This is a genomic window from Antarctobacter aquimaris, assembly GCF_900184945.1.
Classification (GTDB): Bacteria; Pseudomonadota; Alphaproteobacteria; order Rhodobacterales; family Rhodobacteraceae; genus Maliponia; species Maliponia aquimaris.
In genome coordinates, this window is sequence record NZ_FXYF01000004.1 from 57,245 (window position 1) to 73,272 (window position 16,028).

At 69.4% G+C, this 16,028-nt stretch carries 18 protein-coding genes; 9 read left to right on the forward strand and 9 right to left on the reverse strand.

From position 1 onward, the window contains the following. Nucleotides 1-137 precede the first annotated feature (137 nt). The 3 genes from putA (at nucleotide 138) to MAA8898_RS08180 (ending at nucleotide 4,802) form a co-directional block, all read left to right on the forward strand. Nucleotides 138-3,560: a bifunctional proline dehydrogenase/L-glutamate gamma-semialdehyde dehydrogenase PutA gene (putA, locus tag MAA8898_RS08170; protein WP_094020864.1), complete on the forward strand. Its 3,423-nt coding sequence runs from the start codon at nucleotides 138-140 to the stop codon at nucleotides 3,558-3,560. Between the two features lie 97 nt (nucleotides 3,561-3,657). Further along, on the forward strand, nucleotides 3,658-4,437 hold the full coding sequence (locus tag MAA8898_RS08175; protein ID WP_094020512.1) for a rhomboid family intramembrane serine protease: 780 nt from the start codon (nucleotides 3,658-3,660) through the stop codon (nucleotides 4,435-4,437). Continuing rightward, on the forward strand, nucleotides 4,434-4,802 hold the full coding sequence (locus MAA8898_RS08180; RefSeq protein ID WP_094020513.1) for a GFA family protein: 369 nt from the start codon (nucleotides 4,434-4,436) through the stop codon (nucleotides 4,800-4,802). Before MAA8898_RS08175 ends, MAA8898_RS08180 begins: the two co-directional genes overlap by 4 nt. A 167-nt stretch (nucleotides 4,803-4,969) precedes the next feature. Here MAA8898_RS08180 and MAA8898_RS08185 read toward each other — a convergent pair whose 3' ends face one another. Next, on the reverse strand, nucleotides 4,970-5,761 hold the full coding sequence (locus MAA8898_RS08185) for an inositol monophosphatase family protein (protein ID WP_094020514.1): 792 nt from the start codon (nucleotides 5,759-5,761) through the stop codon (nucleotides 4,970-4,972). An 83-nt stretch (nucleotides 5,762-5,844) separates the two neighbouring features. Then, on the reverse strand, nucleotides 5,845-6,138 hold the full coding sequence (locus MAA8898_RS08190; RefSeq protein WP_094020865.1) for a hypothetical protein: 294 nt from the start codon (nucleotides 6,136-6,138) through the stop codon (nucleotides 5,845-5,847). 284 nt (nucleotides 6,139-6,422) lie between these two features. Here MAA8898_RS08190 and MAA8898_RS08195 point away from each other — a divergent pair, with 284 nt between their 5' ends. Next, nucleotides 6,423-6,881, forward strand: a complete 459-nt coding sequence (locus MAA8898_RS08195) for a YHS domain-containing (seleno)protein (RefSeq protein WP_094020515.1) — start codon at nucleotides 6,423-6,425, stop codon at nucleotides 6,879-6,881. Nucleotides 6,882-6,975: 94 nt separating this feature from the next. Here MAA8898_RS08195 and MAA8898_RS08200 read toward each other — a convergent pair whose 3' ends face one another. After that, nucleotides 6,976-7,377, reverse strand: coding sequence for a hypothetical protein (locus tag MAA8898_RS08200; RefSeq protein WP_094020516.1), 402 nt, complete (start codon nucleotides 7,375-7,377; stop codon nucleotides 6,976-6,978). Further along, nucleotides 7,374-8,576 (reverse strand): pyridoxal phosphate-dependent aminotransferase, encoded by a 1,203-nt coding sequence (locus MAA8898_RS08205; RefSeq protein WP_094020517.1) that lies wholly within the window; start codon nucleotides 8,574-8,576, stop codon nucleotides 7,374-7,376. Before MAA8898_RS08205 ends, MAA8898_RS08200 begins: the two co-directional genes overlap by 4 nt. Before the next feature lie 87 nt (nucleotides 8,577-8,663). Between MAA8898_RS08205 and MAA8898_RS08210 the strand changes: the two genes are divergently transcribed. The 3 genes from MAA8898_RS08210 (at nucleotide 8,664) to MAA8898_RS08220 (ending at nucleotide 9,992) form a co-directional block, all read left to right on the forward strand. Beyond that, the gene (locus MAA8898_RS08210; RefSeq protein WP_094020518.1) at nucleotides 8,664-9,056 is read left to right on the forward strand and encodes a helix-turn-helix domain-containing protein; all 393 of its coding nucleotides are present in this window, start codon (nucleotides 8,664-8,666) and stop codon (nucleotides 9,054-9,056) included. Between the two features lie 3 nt (nucleotides 9,057-9,059). Further along, entirely contained in the window at nucleotides 9,060-9,332 is a 273-nt protein-coding gene (locus MAA8898_RS08215) for a succinate dehydrogenase assembly factor 2 (protein ID WP_094020519.1), read from the forward strand. 162 nt (nucleotides 9,333-9,494) lie between these two features. Then, on the forward strand, nucleotides 9,495-9,992 hold the full coding sequence (locus MAA8898_RS08220) for a MarR family winged helix-turn-helix transcriptional regulator (RefSeq protein WP_094020520.1): 498 nt from the start codon (nucleotides 9,495-9,497) through the stop codon (nucleotides 9,990-9,992). 202 nt (nucleotides 9,993-10,194) lie between these two features. On the opposite strand, the gene MAA8898_RS08225 is transcribed toward MAA8898_RS08220, so the two are convergent. The 5 genes from MAA8898_RS08225 to MAA8898_RS08245 are packed head-to-tail and all read right to left on the reverse strand — an operon-like array spanning nucleotide 10,195 to nucleotide 14,423. Then, a complete protein-coding gene (locus tag MAA8898_RS08225; RefSeq protein ID WP_094020521.1) occupies nucleotides 10,195-10,869 on the reverse strand; it encodes a DUF1194 domain-containing protein in 675 nt (224 codons plus the stop codon). Continuing rightward, nucleotides 10,866-11,570 (reverse strand): DUF1194 domain-containing protein, encoded by a 705-nt coding sequence (locus MAA8898_RS08230; RefSeq protein ID WP_245853332.1) that lies wholly within the window; start codon nucleotides 11,568-11,570, stop codon nucleotides 10,866-10,868. Before MAA8898_RS08230 ends, MAA8898_RS08225 begins: the two co-directional genes overlap by 4 nt. Further along, on the reverse strand, nucleotides 11,564-11,992 hold the full coding sequence (locus MAA8898_RS08235) for a VOC family protein (RefSeq protein WP_094020522.1): 429 nt from the start codon (nucleotides 11,990-11,992) through the stop codon (nucleotides 11,564-11,566). The genes MAA8898_RS08230 and MAA8898_RS08235 overlap by 7 nt, the downstream gene beginning before the upstream one ends. A gap of 49 nt (nucleotides 11,993-12,041) precedes the next feature. Further along, nucleotides 12,042-13,415, reverse strand: coding sequence for a surface lipoprotein assembly modifier (locus tag MAA8898_RS08240; RefSeq protein WP_094020523.1), 1,374 nt, complete (start codon nucleotides 13,413-13,415; stop codon nucleotides 12,042-12,044). A gap of 3 nt (nucleotides 13,416-13,418) precedes the next feature. Beyond that, nucleotides 13,419-14,423 carry a hypothetical protein gene (locus tag MAA8898_RS08245; protein ID WP_094020524.1) on the reverse strand — a complete coding sequence of 335 codons (1,005 nt, stop codon included), beginning with the start codon at nucleotides 14,421-14,423 and terminating at the stop codon, nucleotides 13,419-13,421. A gap of 226 nt (nucleotides 14,424-14,649) precedes the next feature. Between MAA8898_RS08245 and MAA8898_RS08250 the strand changes: the two genes are divergently transcribed. Beyond that, nucleotides 14,650-15,441, forward strand: a complete 792-nt coding sequence (locus MAA8898_RS08250; RefSeq protein ID WP_094020525.1) for a thymidylate synthase — start codon at nucleotides 14,650-14,652, stop codon at nucleotides 15,439-15,441. Then, entirely contained in the window at nucleotides 15,438-15,923 is a 486-nt protein-coding gene (locus tag MAA8898_RS08255) for a dihydrofolate reductase (protein ID WP_094020526.1), read from the forward strand. The genes MAA8898_RS08250 and MAA8898_RS08255 overlap by 4 nt, the downstream gene beginning before the upstream one ends. Nucleotides 15,924-16,028 lie beyond the last annotated feature (105 nt).

The following is a 16,028-nucleotide window of genomic DNA, read 5'->3' on the forward strand; positions in this document are numbered from 1 at the left end:
CAGGCCGGGTATTCGGTCAAACCGGCTGTGCTGACCTGCATATGTTACGCGAAAAGCCGGAAGGTGGGAACACAGATTCGCCCCGGCCCGCCCCGCCCAACCGCCCGCCCAGCCGAAAGGACCCGTCCCCCATGGACATGCAGCCGCTGACCGACCTCCGCACCCGCATCGACGCTTTGACCTACGCGGACGAGGCCCAGACCCTGGAAGGCCTGCGCGACGAGGCGCGGCTTGCCCCGGCCGACCGCGCCGCCATCGTGCAGGACGCCGCAACCCTGGTCCGCGACATCCGCGGCGTCACCCGGCCCGGGCTGATGGAGGTCTTTCTGGCGGAATACGGCCTGTCCACCGAAGAGGGCGTCGCGCTGATGTGCCTGGCCGAGGCGCTGCTGCGGGTGCCCGACTCCGCCACCATCGACGCGCTGATCGAGGACAAGATCGCGCCGTCCGACTGGTCCAAGCACCTCGGCCACTCCACCTCGCCGCTGGTCAACGCCTCGACCTGGGCCTTGATGCTGACCGGCAAGGTGCTCGAGGACACCTCCCCCGGCCCCGTCGGCCACCTGCGCGGCGCGATCAAGCGGCTGGGCGAACCGGTGATCCGCAAGGCGGTGGGCCGCGCCATGCGCGAGATGGGCTCCCAGTTCGTGCTGGGCGAGACGATCCAGTCGGCGATGAAGCGCGGCGCCGCGATGGAGGCCAAGGGATACGGCTATTCCTACGACATGCTGGGCGAGGCCGCGCGGACCGAGGCCGACGCAGTGCGCTATTTCGACGCCTACGCCCGCGCCATCGACGCCATCGCCACCGCCGCCCCGCACGACGAGCCGCGCAACAACCCCGGCATCTCGGTCAAGCTCTCGGCGCTGCACCCGCGCTACGACGAGCTTCAGGCCGACACCGCCCGCGCCGCGCTGGTGCCGCGCCTCGCCGCGCTGGCCCGGCAGGCCAAGACCGCCCACATCGGCCTCAACATCGACGCCGAAGAGGCCGACCGCCTCGCCCTCTCGCTCGACATCATCGAAGAGGTGCTGTCGGACGACGCGCTGAAAGGCTGGGACGGCTTTGGCGTGGTGGTGCAGGCCTATGGCAAGCGCGCCGGCGCGGTGATCGACTGGCTTTATGCCCTGGCCGAGCGGCTGGACCGCCGCATCATGGTGCGGCTGGTCAAAGGCGCCTACTGGGACAGCGAAGTGAAAAAGGCGCAGGTGGCCGGCCTGCCCGGCTTCCCGGTCTTCACCTCCAAGCAGGCGACCGACATTTCCTACATCGCCAACGCGCGCAAGCTGTTGGGCATGACCGACCGCATCTACCCGCAGTTCGCCACCCACAACGCACACACCGTCGCCGCCATCCTGCACATGGCGCAGGACCGCGACGCCTATGAATTCCAGCGCCTGCACGGCATGGGCGAGACGCTGCACCGGCTGGTGATGGAAAAGAACCGCACCCGCTGCCGCATCTACGCCCCGGTCGGCGCGCACCGCGACCTGCTGGCCTATCTCGTCCGCCGCCTGCTGGAAAACGGCGCCAACTCCTCCTTCGTCAACCAGATCGTCGACGAAGACGTGCCGCCCGAGGTCGTCGCCGCCGACCCGTTCGAGACGTATCAGCCGCGCCGGTTGACCGCCGGACCGGATCTGTTCCGCCCCGAGCGGGTGAACTCGCAAGGCATGGACCTGCGCCACCGGCCCAGCTTTGCCGCGCTGGACGCGGCGCGCGGCGCCTTCCGCAGCCACCGCTGGAGCGCCGCGCCGATCCTCGCCGTCACGGCCACCAGCGGTGCGGCGCAGGACATCCTCAACCCCGCCGATCACACGGACGTGGTCGGCACCGTCACCTGGGCCACGGCGGACGCCGCCCGCGCCGCCGCCGAAGCCGCCCACCCCTGGGCCGCTTCCCCCGCCGAACGTGCGCGCATCCTGAACGCCGCCGCCGACCTCTTTGAGGCCGCGCAACCCGAGTTCTTTGCCATCCTGCACCGCGAGGCGGGCAAATCGCTGATGGACGCGCTGGCCGAACTGCGCGAGGCGGTGGATTTCCTGCGCTACTACGCGGCGCGCGGCATGGAGAGCGGCAACAGCCCGCTGGGCACCTTCGCCTGCATCTCGCCGTGGAACTTCCCGCTGGCCATCTTCACCGGCCAGATCGCCGCCGCCCTGGCCGCCGGCAACGCCGTGCTGGCCAAGCCCGCCGAACAGACGCCGCTGATCGCCGATCTTGCCGTGCGCCTGCTGCACAAGGCCGGCGTGCCCGCCACCGCGCTGCAACTGCTGCCCGGCGCGGGCGACGTGGGCGCGGCGCTGACCTCGGCCCCGCAGGTCGACGGCGTCGCCTTCACCGGCTCGACCGAGACGGCGCAACTGATCCACCGCAGCATGGCGAAACACCTCGCCCCCGGCGCGCCGCTGATCGCCGAGACGGGCGGCCTCAACGCCATGATCGTCGACAGCACCGCGCTGCCGGAACAGGCCGTGCAGGCGATCGTCGAATCCGCCTTCCAGTCCGCCGGGCAGCGCTGCTCGGCGCTGCGCTGCCTCTACGTGCAGGAGGACGTGGCCGAAACCCTGCTGGAGATGCTCAAGGGCGCGATGCAGACGCTGGTCGTCGGCAACCCGTGGGAGCCCGCCACCGACGTCGGCCCGGTGATCGACGCCGAGGCGCAGGAGGGCATCCTGAGCCACATCGCCGAGGCCGCGCGGACGGGCCGCGTGCTGCAACAGGTCCCCGTCCCGGCGCAGGGCACCTTCGTGCCGCCGACACTGATCCGCGTCAACGGCATCGAGGAGATGACGCGCGAGATCTTCGGCCCGGTGCTGCACGTCGCCACCTTCAAGGCGCAGCACATCGACCGCGTGATCGACACCATCAACGGCACCGGCTACGGCCTGACCTTCGGCCTGATGACCCGCATCGACGAGCGCGTGCAGCAAGTGACCGAAAGCATCCACGCCGGCAACATCTACGTGAACCGCAACCAGATCGGCGCCATCGTCGGCAGCCAGCCCTTCGGCGGCGAGGGGCTGTCCGGCACCGGGCCCAAGGCCGGCGGCCCGCTCTACCTCGACCGTTTCCGCGCCCACCCCGCGCCGCGCAGCACCGAGACCCCCGGCACCCCGCCCACCGACCTGCCCAAGCGTCTGAAGGACGCCGCCGCCAAAGCCCCGGCACCCAGCCGCAGCGAATTGCCCGGCCCGACCGGAGAGGCCAACGTGCTGCACCAGCAGGCCCGCCCGCCGGTGCTGTGCCTCGGCCCCGGCAGCGCGACGGTCAAGGCCCAGGCCGAGGCGATCCGCGCGCTGGGTGGCGTCGCCGTGGCGGCCGATGGCCTGCCGCCGCAGGCGCTGCACGATCACGGCGGCTTTGCCGGGGCGATCTGGTGGGGGGATCAGACGCAGGCGCGCGCCTACCGGCAGGCGCTGGCCGCCCGCCCCGGCCCGATCCTGCCGCTGATCACCGGCCGGCCGGACCGCGGCCACGCCCGCGCCGAACGGCACGTCTGCATCGACACCACCGCCGCCGGGGGCAACGCCGCCCTGCTGGCCGGACAGGAGGGCTGAGCCCCACCCCGTCCCGCAGCTCCGTGCTGCGGGACGGGGCACCCGCTGCCGGCCAAATCGCCTTGACCTTGCCCATGGCGATGCCACAGTCAGCGCCATGTTCCCGATCCGCGACCACAACCCCTCGGGGCGCACGCCCTTCGTCACCTACGCGCTGATCGCGATCAACGTGCTGGTCTTTGTCGTGACGCAATACATCTCCCGGTCCCCGCCCGCGTTGATGACCCTCTACGCCGATTTCGCGCTTGTGCCGCGGTTCCTGTCCGAAGGCTTCGGCTACACCGGCCTTGTCACCTCGATGTTCCTGCACGGCGGCTGGATGCACATCCTGGGCAACATGCTGTTCCTCTACATCTTCGGCGACAACCTCGAGGACGAGATGGGGCACGGCCGCTTCATCCTGTTCTACCTCGCCTCCGGCATCGGCGCGGGGCTGATCCACTGGCTGTCGGACCCCGCGTCGAACATCCCCACGGTGGGCGCCTCGGGCGCCATCGCCGGGGTGATGGGCGGCTACCTGCTGCTGTTCCCCAGGGCGCGGGTCGACGTGCTGCTGATCATCGTGGTGATCTTCAAGGTGATCCCGGTGCCCGCCTGGATCATGCTGGTGCTGTGGTTCGGCATGCAGCTGTTCGGCGGCTGGAGCGCGCCGGCGGATGAGGGCGGCATCGCCTACTGGGCGCATATCGGCGGCTTTGTCATCGGCCTCGGGCTGACCGTGCCGGTCTGGCTGCGCCGCGGCGGTCCCAGGTTCTGGAACCGCACCGACGGCCACCCGCCCCACCCCGAAAAACCCTACCGGTTCGAACGCAGCCACATCCCCCGCGTCACCAGCCGCAAGAGCCACAGCAAGGTCCCGAGGATCCGAAGAAAATGACCGTCAAGGCCACCTGCCACTGCGGCGCCGTCGAGCTGCGCGTCACCCTCAGCGACGGCTTTGCCACCGCCCGCCGCTGCGACTGTTCCTATTGCCGCCGCCGCAGCGTGCCGGTCGTCTCCGCACCGCTCGACGGCATCGAGGTGGTGCGCGGGGCGGAGAATCTCACGCTCTACAGCTGGGGCACCCACACCGCCAAACATTACTTCTGCAAGACCTGCGGCATCTACATGTACCACCGCCGCCGCTCGAACCCGAACGAGTTCGGCGTGAACCTCTACGCGATCGAAGGCGCCGAGCCGAAGGAGATCGAGCCGGTGACCTGGCACGACGGCGTCAACCACCCCTCGGACAGGACCCCCTGAAATTGGTTTCGCCGCGCTGCGCGCGGCGACCGGCCGGGGGCTCCGCCCCCGGACCCCCGGAGGTATTTGGACCAAGAAGAAACCAATGGGCGCTCTCCCGGCTTCTTCTTGGTCCAAATACTCATCTTGCACCTGACGAACAGGCGCCCCGCCGTTCAGGGGGCGCCTCAGGCCTCGCGCAGCAGCCTGGCGAGGCCACCAAAGATCTCGTTGTTGGCGCAGAGGATGCTGCCGCTTTCCAGCGGGTCCTGGTCGGCGCGGATGCCCTCGACCAGCGCGCCGGCCTCCCGGGCGATCAGCGACCCCGCCGCCACGTCCCACAGCTGCACCTCGCGTTCCCAGTAGCCCTCGTAGCGGCCCGCCGCCACATAGGCGAGGTCCAGCGCGGCCGAGCCAAAGCGCCGCACCCCGGCGCATTCCGGCATCACCCGGGCGAGGTCCTTCAGCATGGCGGGCAGGGTCCGCTTGGCGGCAAAGGGGATGCCGGTGGCGAACACCGCCTCGATCATCTTGCGGCGGCCCGACACGCGCAGGCGCTTGGAGTCGTTCAGCCAGGCACCGGTGCCCTTTTCGGCGTAGAACATCTCGTCCTTGGCCGCGTCGAACACCACCGCCGACACGATCTGCCCCTTGTGCTCCAGCGCGATCGAGATCGCCCAGTGCGGCAGCCCGTGCAGAAAGTTCGTGGTGCCGTCCAGCGGGTCGACGATCCAGCGGCGGGTCGGGTCTTCGCCCGCGATCTCGCCGCCCTCCTCGGCCAGCCAGCCATAGGTCGGCCGGGCGCCCAGCAGCTCCTCCTTGAGGATGCGCTCGGACTCGAGGTCGGCGCGCGACACGAAATCGCCCGCGCCCTTCATCGAGACCTGGAGGTTCTCGACCTCGCGGAAGTCCTTGACCAGCGACCGCCCCGCCTTGCGCGCCGCCTTCATCATGATGTTCAGATTCGCGCTGCCCTGCATGGCCCGGCCCTTCCCGAGAAGTCAAAAGGAAATCAGGCCGCGCGTATACGCGGCCCGATCCGGCTTGCCAAGGGGCGAGCGGGTCAGCGGTAGACGACGCCCTTTTCGCCGGGCACGATCTGCGGCTGGTAGCTGCGCTGCTTGGTGCCGCCGCTGCGGTTGTAATAGGGTCCGGCGTTCGGCACGCCGCAGCAGACCACGCCGCCGGCCAGCACCGGCTGCAGTCCCGCCGGGCAGTAGTTCGCCGCCTTGTAGTCGTGGACCAGGAAGTTCGAGTTCGGATTGTTCGTCGCGTCGCCCATGTACATGTCGCCCCAGGCAAACGCCGCGCCGCCGCAAAGGCTCAACGCCGCGGCGGCAATCAGAGTCAGTCGCATGATGTCCCCCATCGTGACCAGGTGTTCCTGGGCGGAAGGCTATCAGCGCAGGCGCGGCTGTCAATTTTTTCGTGCCGGATCAGGAAGGTTTTCCCGAAAGCGGGGCGGGCCGCCCCTGCCCGGCGCCGCGGTCCCGCGGGGCGGCGGCGAATGTTGCAGGTTTCGGCGCTTTGGCGCGCGGCCGGGACGGCCCGGCACACGCCCGGTCACGACCGTGTGCAGCGGGCTGTTCGCGGCGGCCGCGGCGGCGCATCCTGACGGCGCACCACCCCCAGGAGACCGCCATGCCCATCCTCACCCGCCGCACCGCCCTTGGCCTCACCCTCGCCGCCCCGGCCCTGCTGCTGGCCGGCACGCGCGCCCGCGCCGGCGAACCGCCGATCTACGCCGAAGGCGGCATCGCCATCGACGGGTCCGACCCGGTCGCCTATTTCGCCGGCAATGGCCCGGTGCCCGGCGGCGCCGCGCAGGCCGAATGGAACGGCGCCACCTGGCGCTTTGCCAGCCCGGACAACGCCGCCCGCTTTGCCGCGACGCCCGAGGCCTTCGCGCCGCAGTTCGGCGGCTACTGCGCCTTTGCCGCCTCGCGCGGCTACCTCGCGCCGACCATCCCGGAGGCCTGGACGCTCCACGAAGGCCAGCTTTTTCTCAACGCCAGCCTGCGCGCGCGGGACCTCTGGTTGCAGGACATCCCCGGCAACGTGGCCAAGGGCCGCGCGAACTGGCCCGGCATCCTCGGCTGAACGCCGCGCAGCGGCGTCCATGGGACGGCGGGCGGGGCGATGTTCCGGACGCAGTCCGGGACGAGCGTCGTCCGGCGTCCTCAGCCAGTCCCGCTCAGGTCTTCATCACCCGGTCGGCCTTCTTGCGCACCAGAACGGTGCGCAGGTCGTGCATCGCCAGCAGCAGGTCGTCGGTCACCGCCTCCAGCTGCTCGGGCGTGGCGCGCGCCTGCGCCCATTGCGCCGTCAGGTTCAGGTGATCCACCGCGCGGCGGATGTCGTCGATCTCGCGCATCGCCAGCAGCGCCTGGCGCGCCTCCATCCAGGTGCGGATCTCCTCCATCTCGCCGGGGCTCAGCTCGCGGTCGCCCTGCGGCTTGATCTCGCCCTTGTTGACGTTGACGACGGCGATCTGCTCCATCTCGATCCGGCGCTGCCGGTTCTCGGTATCGACCAGGTAGACCTGCGCGCCGTTCTCGCGCACGCGGAAATAGAACTGCGGCAGCTCGGTGCTCATGTCAGCCCCGCGCAAAACCGTTCGATCCGGTCGCAGGCCGCGGCCAGCGCGGCGTCCGAGGCGGCGTAACTCACCCGGAAATGCGGGCTGAGGCCAAAGGCCGCGCCGAACACCACCGCCACGCCCTCCTCTTCCAGCAAAGCGGTGCAGAAATCCTCGTCCGTGGCGATCTTTCGCCCCCCGGCCGAGGTCTTGCCGATGCAGCCGGCGATCGAGGGGTAGACGTAGAACGCCCCCTCCGGCACCGCGCAACTCACCCCCGCGCAGGCGTTCAGCCGCGCGACCACCCTGTCACGCCGCGCCAGGAAGGCGGCGCAGCGCTCGGCCAGGAAATCCTGTGGCCCGTTCAGCGCCTCCACCGCCGCCCACTGGCTGATCGAACAGGGGTTGGTGGTGGACTGGCTCTGCACCTTGCGCATGGCTGTGATCAGGTGTTCGGGTCCGCCGGCATAGCCGATCCGCCAGCCGGTCATGGCATAGGCCTTGCTGACCCCGTTCACCGTCAGCGTGCGGTCGTACAGCCCCGGCTCCACCTGCGCCGGCGACACGAACGCGAACCCGTCGTAGGCCAGGTGCTCGTACATGTCGTCCGACATCACCCAGACGTGCGGGTGGCGCATCAGCACCTCGGTCAGCGCCTTCAGCGCCGCGCGGTCATAGCCCGCGCCGGTCGGGTTTGATGGCGAGTTGAAGATGAACCACTTGGTCTGCGGCGTGATCGCCGCCTCCAGCTGCGCGGGCGTGATGCGAAACCCGTTGGCCTCCGCGCCCTCGACGATCACCGGCTCGCCGCCGCCCAGGCGCACCATGTCGGGATAGCTGACCCAGTAGGGCGCGGGGATGATCACCTCGTCGCCCGGGTTCAGCGTCGCCATCAGCGCGTTGTACAGCACCTGCTTGCCGCCCGTCGACACGCTGATCTGCTTCGGCGTGTAGCTCAGGCCGTTTTCCCGCGCGAACTTGGCGCAGATCGCCGCCTTCAGCTCGGCGATGCCGTCGGGCGCGGTGTACTTCGTTTTCCCGGCCTCGATTGCCGCAATTGCCGCAGCCTTGATATTGTCCGGCGTGTCAAAGTCGGGCTCGCCAGCGCCCAGCCCGATGACATCCCGCCCCGCCGCCTTCAGCTCCATCGCCAGCTGGGTGACCGCCACGGTGGGCGAGGGTTTCACGCGGGACAGGGTCTGCGACAGGAAACTCATGGGAGGCCACCATTTGAAATTGCGTTGCTCCCGTCTTAATAAGCCCCCTGAACCCGTTCAAGCGGCTTCACCGGAAAGGACACCGACATGACCGACACGACAGACTGGTACGGCCCCGAAAGCGCCACCTTCGGCGACCGCGTCGCCGCCGCCCGCGAGGCGGCCGGCATGTCGCAGGAAGAGCTGGCCAGGCGGCTGGGCATCAAGCTCAAGACCCTCCAGGCCTGGGAGGACGACCTGGGCGAACCCCGCGCCAACCGGCTGAGCATCCTGGCCGGGCTGCTCAACGTCTCCATCGTCTGGCTCATCACCGGCGAGGGCGAAGGCCTGTCCGAGCCTGCCGAGGATGACCTGATCACCCCCGACATGAACGCCGTGCTGACCGAGATCCGCGCCCTGCGCGGCCAGTTCCGCACCGGCGCGGAAAAGCTCGGGCGGCTGGAAAAGCGCCTCCGCCTGCTGCTCAAGGAAGGAAGCTGAGCCATGACCGCCGCCGCGACCGAAGACCGTGCCACCCGGCTGAAACGCCTTGCCATGCGCTCGATGCGGCGCGGCACCAAGGAAATGGACATCCTGCTGATGCGCTTTGCCGACGCGCGGCTGGCGGTCATGGACGATGCCGCGCTCGATGCCTACGAGGCGCTGCTGTCGGAAAACGACCAGGACCTCTACCAGTGGGTGTCGGGCCAGCAGCCCGCGCCCGCGGTCCACGCGCCCCTGGTGGCCGAAATCGCCCGCGTCGCCGCCCAGGGCTGAGCCGCCCGGACCCCGGCCCGGGCACCGCTGCCCGGGCATGGTAACCTCGGTTAACCAAGCCCCCAAAATCGCTCGAATTTTCCCGGTCTTCGTGTGGGTTTAACCCGATATTTGCGTTTTTCGCCGAATTCTCCACTGCAAGGAAAACAGGCGGAGATCGAAATGAGCATTCATTCGTCCATGCACCAGGGCCCGGGACAGGGCTTCATGGCGAACTACCTGGATGCGTTGAGCCTGGTGGAACGGTTGCACCGCCTGCTGCTCGACGTGATCAAGGACGAGTTCGAAAGACTCGGCATCATCGACGTGAACGCGGTGCAGGCGCTGCTGCTGTTCAACATCGGTGAAAACGAAGTGACGGCGGGCGAGCTGAAGAGCCGCGGCTACTACCAGGGCTCCAACGTCAGCTACAACCTCAAGAAGCTGGTCGAGATGGGCTACATGCACCACCAGCGCTGCGAGATCGACCGCCGGTCGGTCCGCGTGCGGCTGACCCAACGCGGCCGCGACATCCGCGACATCGTGCGCGAACTGTTCGCGCGCCATGCCGAGGGGTTGCAGGGCAAGGGGGTGCTGACCGTCGAGGGGATCGACGACATCACCACCGCGCTGCGCCGGGTCGAACGCTACTGGACCGACCAGATCCGCTACATCTACTGACCGGCCGCGCCCGGGTGCCCCGGGCGCACGTGGGGGGCTCTGCCCCCGCCGCCCCTGCGGGGCGACTCCCCCGGGTGTATTTTCACAGAGAAGAAACCAGGGGCCGTGCCTCTGCCGTGTTGCGGGTCTTGTGGCGGGGGCAAAGGTGGGACGGCGGGCGGGGCGATGTGCGCCCCACGGGGTGCACGCGCGGCGACCACCGTCACCTTGCCGAGACGGCCAGGACCTGCAATTCGCGTTTCAGCTTGCGCGCCATGGCGGCCTCGAAGGCCTCGAAGCCCAGCGCCGTCTCGACAAAGGCCTCCGGCCCCTGCACCACGTAGGCGCGGTAGTAGGCGGCCAGCGCGCCGATGCCGTCGGCATCGGACGAGCCGCTGACCACCAGCCCGTTGATGGTGATCCCCTCGGGGCGCTGGTCGCGCGGGCGCGGGCCGGTGTTCGATTCGCCGTCGCCCGACAGGTCCAGCACCCGCCGCCAGCACGCCCCCTGCCCCGCCAGCAGCGCCGCGCCGAACCGCTTGGCCGCGCCGATCGCCGTCGAGGGGTCCATCGGCGCCCGCGCCGTGGCGCGCAGCGCGGCAGCGAGGTCGGAGATGTCCGCCGGGCCGCCGATCACGCGCCAGTCCGCCACCAGCCGCTGGCTGTCCGGCCCGCTCCACTCGAAGACCGCCAGCGACACCGGCGCGTCGGGCAGCGCCAGCAGCGCCGCTTTGACCTCGGGGTCCTCCAGCGCGCCGGCCAGCCCGTCCAGTTGCAGCCGGTATTCCCGCGCGTCGACCGAGCCGGAGACATCCAGCCCCAGCGCCAGCGCCTGGCGGCAGGCCGCGCCCGCACTGCCGGCCCAGAGCAGCGCCGCCAGCAGGGCCAGCGCCCTCACCCCGGCCCGCCCGGCGCGGCGGGCAGCGCGCTGACCGCGCGGTCCTGGATCTCGCGGTAGAGCTTGCGCACCATCGCGCGCTCATAGCCCTCATAGCCCTCGGCGGTCTCGAGAAAGGCACCGGCGCCGTGCAGCACCTCGAACTCGTAGTGATCCACCACCGCGGGATCCGCGCCCAGCACCGCAAGCCCGTTCACCGTGACCGATTCAAACGGAAAGTGCCGGTAGGCCAGCTGCGGCCAGAACCCGTCGTTGGTGATGCCGTCGCCCGACACGTCGATCACCTTCCGCTCGCAGGGCGGCGCGTCGGTCATCAGCCCGGCGCCAAAGCCAAGGGCGTAGCCCAGCGCGGTGGGAAAGCGGCTGTAGGATCGCTGCACCCGCCGCAGCCGGTCGGCCACCGCCTCGATCCCCGCCGCGTCCTGCAACAGCACCCAGTCCTGCACCACGACCGACTGGCGCCGCCCGCTCCATTCGTAGACCGCCAGCGCCACGCCGCCGCCCGGTTGCAGGATCGCCTCCGTCACGTCGGGCGACAAGAGCGCCGCCGCCAGCCCGTCGCGCTGCAGCGCGTATTCGCGGTCGTCCACCGAGGAGGACACGTCCAGCGCCAAGAGCAGCGCCAGCCGGCAGGCCGCCTCGGCGCCGGCCGGGGCCAGCGCCGCGCATCCTGTCAGGACGGCCGCGCAGGCCTTCACCAGTGCCCCGTGTTGCCCATGCTGGCCCAGGGTTCCGCCGGCGGCAGCGCCTCGCCCTGCTGCAACAGTTCCACCGACACGTTGTCCGGCGACCGGACAAAGGCCATGCGGCCGTCGCGCGGCGGGCGGTTGATCGTCACGCCGTTGTCCATCAGGTGCTGGCAGGCCTCGTAGATGTTCGGCACCGAGTAGGCGAGGTGGCCGAAGTGCCGCGAATCCGACGGCAGCCCGTCGTCGCCGTCCCAGTTCCAGGTCAGTTCCACCGGGCATTCCTCCTGCCCCGGAGGCGCCATGAAGATCAGGGTAAAGCGGCCCTGCTGGCTTTCGCTGCGGCGGGTCTCCTTCAGGCCCAGAAGCTCGTAGAATTTCATCGAGGTCTCCAGGTCCTTCACCCGGACCATCGTGTGCAGATACTTGATGCCCATGTCGTTCCCTCTCGTCGTCCGGCCCGCGCCGCGGATCGTGGCGCCGGTCTCAGAATACCGATTTCAGCCCCAGGCGCAGGTCGGTGCCCCGGGTCTCGTAGACGCTATAATTGGAACTTCGGTCGCGGAAGGAAACCCCGATTTCCGGGGCAAAGCCGTAATAGTCGATGTCGGGCAGCAGCACGTCGATGGACAGCGACCACTCCTGGTCGCGCCGCGGATCGGTCCAGAAACTGGTGGGGCCGTGGTCGAAATCCGCCCGTTCCCAGGCCAGCGTCGCGCGCGGCAGCATGCCCTTGACCGGCTGGCCCAGCGCCAGGCTCAGCGCCGCGCGCCCGGTCTCGCGCGCCACCAGCGCCGACTCGCTCTCGGTGTCGGCCAGCGACAGGTCCAGCGTCAGCGACGCGCCGCCCAGGCGGCGGGTCAGGCTCAGGCCGGCCTCGCGCGTCAGCGCGTCGCGCACCGCCGCGTCATGCCGCCGCTCGCGCTCGACCCCCAGCCGCACCGACCCGATCAGGCCCTCCGACAGCGCGCGTCCATACTGCAGGTCCACCCGCGCCGCATCGGCGAACAGCGTGCCGCCCAGCCAGTGCCGCACCACCGAGGCCTGCGAGGCCGCCAGCCAGGCGCCGTCCGGCCCGCGCATCTCGTAGCCCAGGCTCAGTTTCAGCGCGTCCTGCCGGTAATCGGCGCTGTCGACGCCCGGCACCTTGCGCCGCGCCTCGTCGGAAAACCGCACCCGCTGCACCTCGAACCCGGCGCCCAGGTTCAGCCGGCGGTTGTCGTCCAGCGGCAGGCGGTAGAGGTAATCGGCCCCCACGACATAGCGCTGCCCCGACAGCGGCACCGCCGAAGGGTTGACGAAGGGCAGCCCGCCAAAGGTAAAGCTGTTGGTCTTGGGCGCGCCGTTCAGGTTGTCGGACGGCTCGACCGCGGCATTCAGCGACAGCCGCCAGGGGGTGATCCGCCGCAGCTGGCGGAAATCGCGCACAGCGACCCCGCGCAGGTCCTCGTCCGGGGCGATCTGCGCCGCGCGCCGCAGCCACAGCTGCGCCATCCCGTGCCGCCCGCCGGCGATGCGCGCCTGCGCCATCAGCAGCGCGGAAAAGAACCGGTCGCGCCCGTCCTCGGCGGCGGCAAAGGCGGTGCGCGCCGTGCTGGCCGCCTCGCCTGCGCGGCCCAGGTCGGTCAGCGCGCGGGATTTCATCATCAGCGCCGGCACGTCGCCCGGCTTGCCCAGCAGCACGCCCTCGGCCAGCACCAGCGCCAGCTCGGCCTGCCCCGCGGCCAGCGCCTGCGCGGCGGCGTCGCGCGCGGTGTCGACGGTCATCCGCACCGGCTCGGCCAGAGCGGGGGGCGCCCCGGCCAGGGCGGCCAGGGCCAGCGCGCGGGCCGCGCGCAGAACAGAGGCGCGCAGGCCCATCGCTCAGGGTCGGGTGGCGATGAAACCGCCCGTCTCGCGGACCTGTTGCAGCAGGTAGTCGCCGGACACCGGGTCGATGCCCACCGGGCCGTCCCCTTCGACCACGACGATGCCCACCACTTCCTCTCCGTTCGGCCCGGCAAACAGGCCCGCCCAGCTGCCGGTCTGCTTTTCGTCGCCCTCCAGCACCGTGCTGGCGTCCGAGGACGAGATGGTCCAGTTGTCGAAATTGATCTCGGCGGTCTTCAGCGTGATGTAGTCGGCGTTGTCCAGGTCGGGCAGCCGCAGGCCGTTGGCGTCAAAGAAGGTGCGGTTGACGATCAGCCCCTCGACCGCGCCCTGGACGTCAAAGTCCATGATGTCGACGTCGATCAGCGCGGTCCCGGCGACGTATTCCATCCGCGTGCCCGTGGTGTCGTCCACCACGGTCCGCACCGCGGCGTATTCGCCGGTAAAGACGTAGGAGTCGTTGGCCTTGGGCAGCTTGCCCTTGCCGCCCAGCCGCTGCGCCGCCGCGCCGCCAAAGCCGAACGACAGGTAGCGGTCCGACCCCACCGCGCCGACCTGCGAATTGCCGCTCGCCGAGCGTCGGAACACCGCGTAGTACTCCGACCGCGCCGACGGGCCGGCCGCGTTGCGATAGGCGCCGAACCGGGTTGGCGCCAGCGCGGCGTTCACGCCCGGGTTGCGGACATAGGTGTTTTCACCGGCCAGGATCTGGTTGCTGTCGAACGGCAGGTTGTTGAACACCAGCGTATCGCTGCGCGCGTCATAGGTCATGTCGTTGACCGTCAGGGACGCGTCCGGGCTATCCAGTTCGCTGGTGTACAGGTTGTCGGGATCCTTGTCCGTCCCGCTTCCGGGACCACCCGGATCGGTCGGTTCGGGCTCGGGGACCAAAGGCTGCGCCCCGGTCCCGATGCCAGTGCTGCTGTCGTTGGTCAGATTCGCGCCGTCACAAGCGGCAAGCGCGCTCGCCAGCGCGAGCGCTGCGATAATGCGATACATGGGACTGCCTCAGGTCTTGCCTTTTCTTATTGCGGCCAAGGTGCGGGGGCCTGTGGAAAAAGTCAATCGCGCCCGTCCTGCGGGTATCGATTGTGCGGCATATTCGCCCCACACCGGCTTCACTCCACGCCCCGCCCCCCGCCACAGCCGCTTTCCGCCCCGCGGGGAATCGCGTATGTTGCGGCTTCGACCTCTGCCACCACAGACCCTTGAGGGGAGCCCCCAGATGCAGCAATACCACGATGCGCTCCGCACCGTCCTTGAGAAGGGCGAGGAAACCAGCGACCGCACCGGCACCGGCACCCGCTCCTACTTCGGCCTTCAGTGCCGCTACCCGCTGGCCGACGGCTTCCCCCTCGTGACGACCAAGAAACTGCACCTGCGCTCCATCGTGCACGAACTGCTGTGGTTCCTCTCCGGCGACACCAACATCCGCTACCTCAAGCAGAACGGCGTCAGCATCTGGGACGAATGGGCCGACGCCAACGGCGACCTCGGCCCGGTATACGGCCACCAGTGGCGCCACTGGCCGGGCGCAAAAGGCACCATCGACCAGGTCCAGACCCTCATCGACCAGATCCGCAAGACGCCCGATTCCCGCCGCCTGATCGTCTCCGCCTGGAACCCGGCCGACGTGCCGCACATGGCCCTGCCGCCCTGCCACACGCTCTGGCAGGTCCGCATCATCGGCCGCAAGCTGCACCTGCAACTCTACCAGCGCTCCGCCGACATGTTCCTCGGCGTGCCTTTCAACATCGCCTCCTACGCGCTGCTGCAATGCATGATCGCCCAGGTCACGGGGTATGAGCCGGGCGATTTTGTCCACGCCATTGGCGACGCGCACATCTACGCCAACCACATGGACCAGGTGGCCGAGCAGCTCTCGCGCACGCCCCGCCCCCTGCCCCGGCTCGCCTTCACCCGCCCCGTCACCGATCTCTTCGACTTCCGCTACGAGGACATCACCTTTCCCGGCTACGATCCCCTGCCCGCCATCAAGGCGCCGGTGGCGGTATGATCACCCTCATCGCCGCGCACGACCGCAACCGCGCCATCGGCAAGGACGGCGGCATCCCCTGGCACATCCCCGAGGACCTCGCCATGTTCCAGCGCGAGACGCTGGGCGGCGCCATCATCATGGGCCGCAAGACCTGGGAGAGCCTGCCGGTCAAGCCGCTGCCCAGGCGCCTGAACATCGTCGTCACCCGCGATGCGTCGGTGTTTGAGCTGACCGCCCGCAGCGTCGAGGAGGCCATCGAGATCGCCCGCGCGCAGGGCTACTTCCGCATCTATGGCATCGGCGGCCAGGGGGTGTATGAGGCGATGTTGCCGCTGGCGCACCGGCTGCTGATCACCCATGTCGACTTGGAGGTCGAGGGCGCCGACGCCTGGTTCCCCGAGGTGGGGGAGGGGTGGCGGGAGGTTGGGGTATTCGAAGTTAGCACTTCACCCACAGCAATAATCCATGAAACCTTGAAGGAACCGATTCTCAATCCGTAATTCATCAAAACAGACCAATGGAGAAGTTATGTTTGGAAGCAAGAAAGATGACTTACCACAATGTGTCGTATGCGGCCGGCCAAGGCGAGGTCTGAATAGTGAAGG

Coding starts and splice junctions, on each gene's coding strand:
- putA (WP_094020864.1), top strand. CDS start 138: ATGCAGCCGCTGACCGACCTCCGCACCCGCATCGACGCTTTGACCTAC.
- MAA8898_RS08175 (WP_094020512.1), top strand. CDS start 3,658: ATGTTCCCGATCCGCGACCACAACCCCTCGGGGCGCACGCCCTTCGTC.
- MAA8898_RS08180 (WP_094020513.1), top strand. CDS start 4,434: ATGACCGTCAAGGCCACCTGCCACTGCGGCGCCGTCGAGCTGCGCGTC.
- MAA8898_RS08185 (WP_094020514.1), bottom strand. CDS start 5,761: ATGCAGGGCAGCGCGAATCTGAACATCATGATGAAGGCGGCGCGCAAG.
- MAA8898_RS08190 (WP_094020865.1), bottom strand. CDS start 6,138: ATGCGACTGACTCTGATTGCCGCCGCGGCGTTGAGCCTTTGCGGCGGC.
- MAA8898_RS08195 (WP_094020515.1), top strand. CDS start 6,423: ATGCCCATCCTCACCCGCCGCACCGCCCTTGGCCTCACCCTCGCCGCC.
- MAA8898_RS08200 (WP_094020516.1), bottom strand. CDS start 7,377: ATGAGCACCGAGCTGCCGCAGTTCTATTTCCGCGTGCGCGAGAACGGC.
- MAA8898_RS08205 (WP_094020517.1), bottom strand. CDS start 8,576: ATGAGTTTCCTGTCGCAGACCCTGTCCCGCGTGAAACCCTCGCCCACC.
- MAA8898_RS08210 (WP_094020518.1), top strand. CDS start 8,664: ATGACCGACACGACAGACTGGTACGGCCCCGAAAGCGCCACCTTCGGC.
- MAA8898_RS08215 (WP_094020519.1), top strand. CDS start 9,060: ATGACCGCCGCCGCGACCGAAGACCGTGCCACCCGGCTGAAACGCCTT.
- MAA8898_RS08220 (WP_094020520.1), top strand. CDS start 9,495: ATGAGCATTCATTCGTCCATGCACCAGGGCCCGGGACAGGGCTTCATG.
- MAA8898_RS08235 (WP_094020522.1), bottom strand. CDS start 11,992: ATGGGCATCAAGTATCTGCACACGATGGTCCGGGTGAAGGACCTGGAG.
- MAA8898_RS08240 (WP_094020523.1), bottom strand. CDS start 13,415: ATGGGCCTGCGCGCCTCTGTTCTGCGCGCGGCCCGCGCGCTGGCCCTG.
- MAA8898_RS08245 (WP_094020524.1), bottom strand. CDS start 14,423: ATGTATCGCATTATCGCAGCGCTCGCGCTGGCGAGCGCGCTTGCCGCT.
- MAA8898_RS08250 (WP_094020525.1), top strand. CDS start 14,650: ATGCAGCAATACCACGATGCGCTCCGCACCGTCCTTGAGAAGGGCGAG.
- MAA8898_RS08255 (WP_094020526.1), top strand. CDS start 15,438: ATGATCACCCTCATCGCCGCGCACGACCGCAACCGCGCCATCGGCAAG.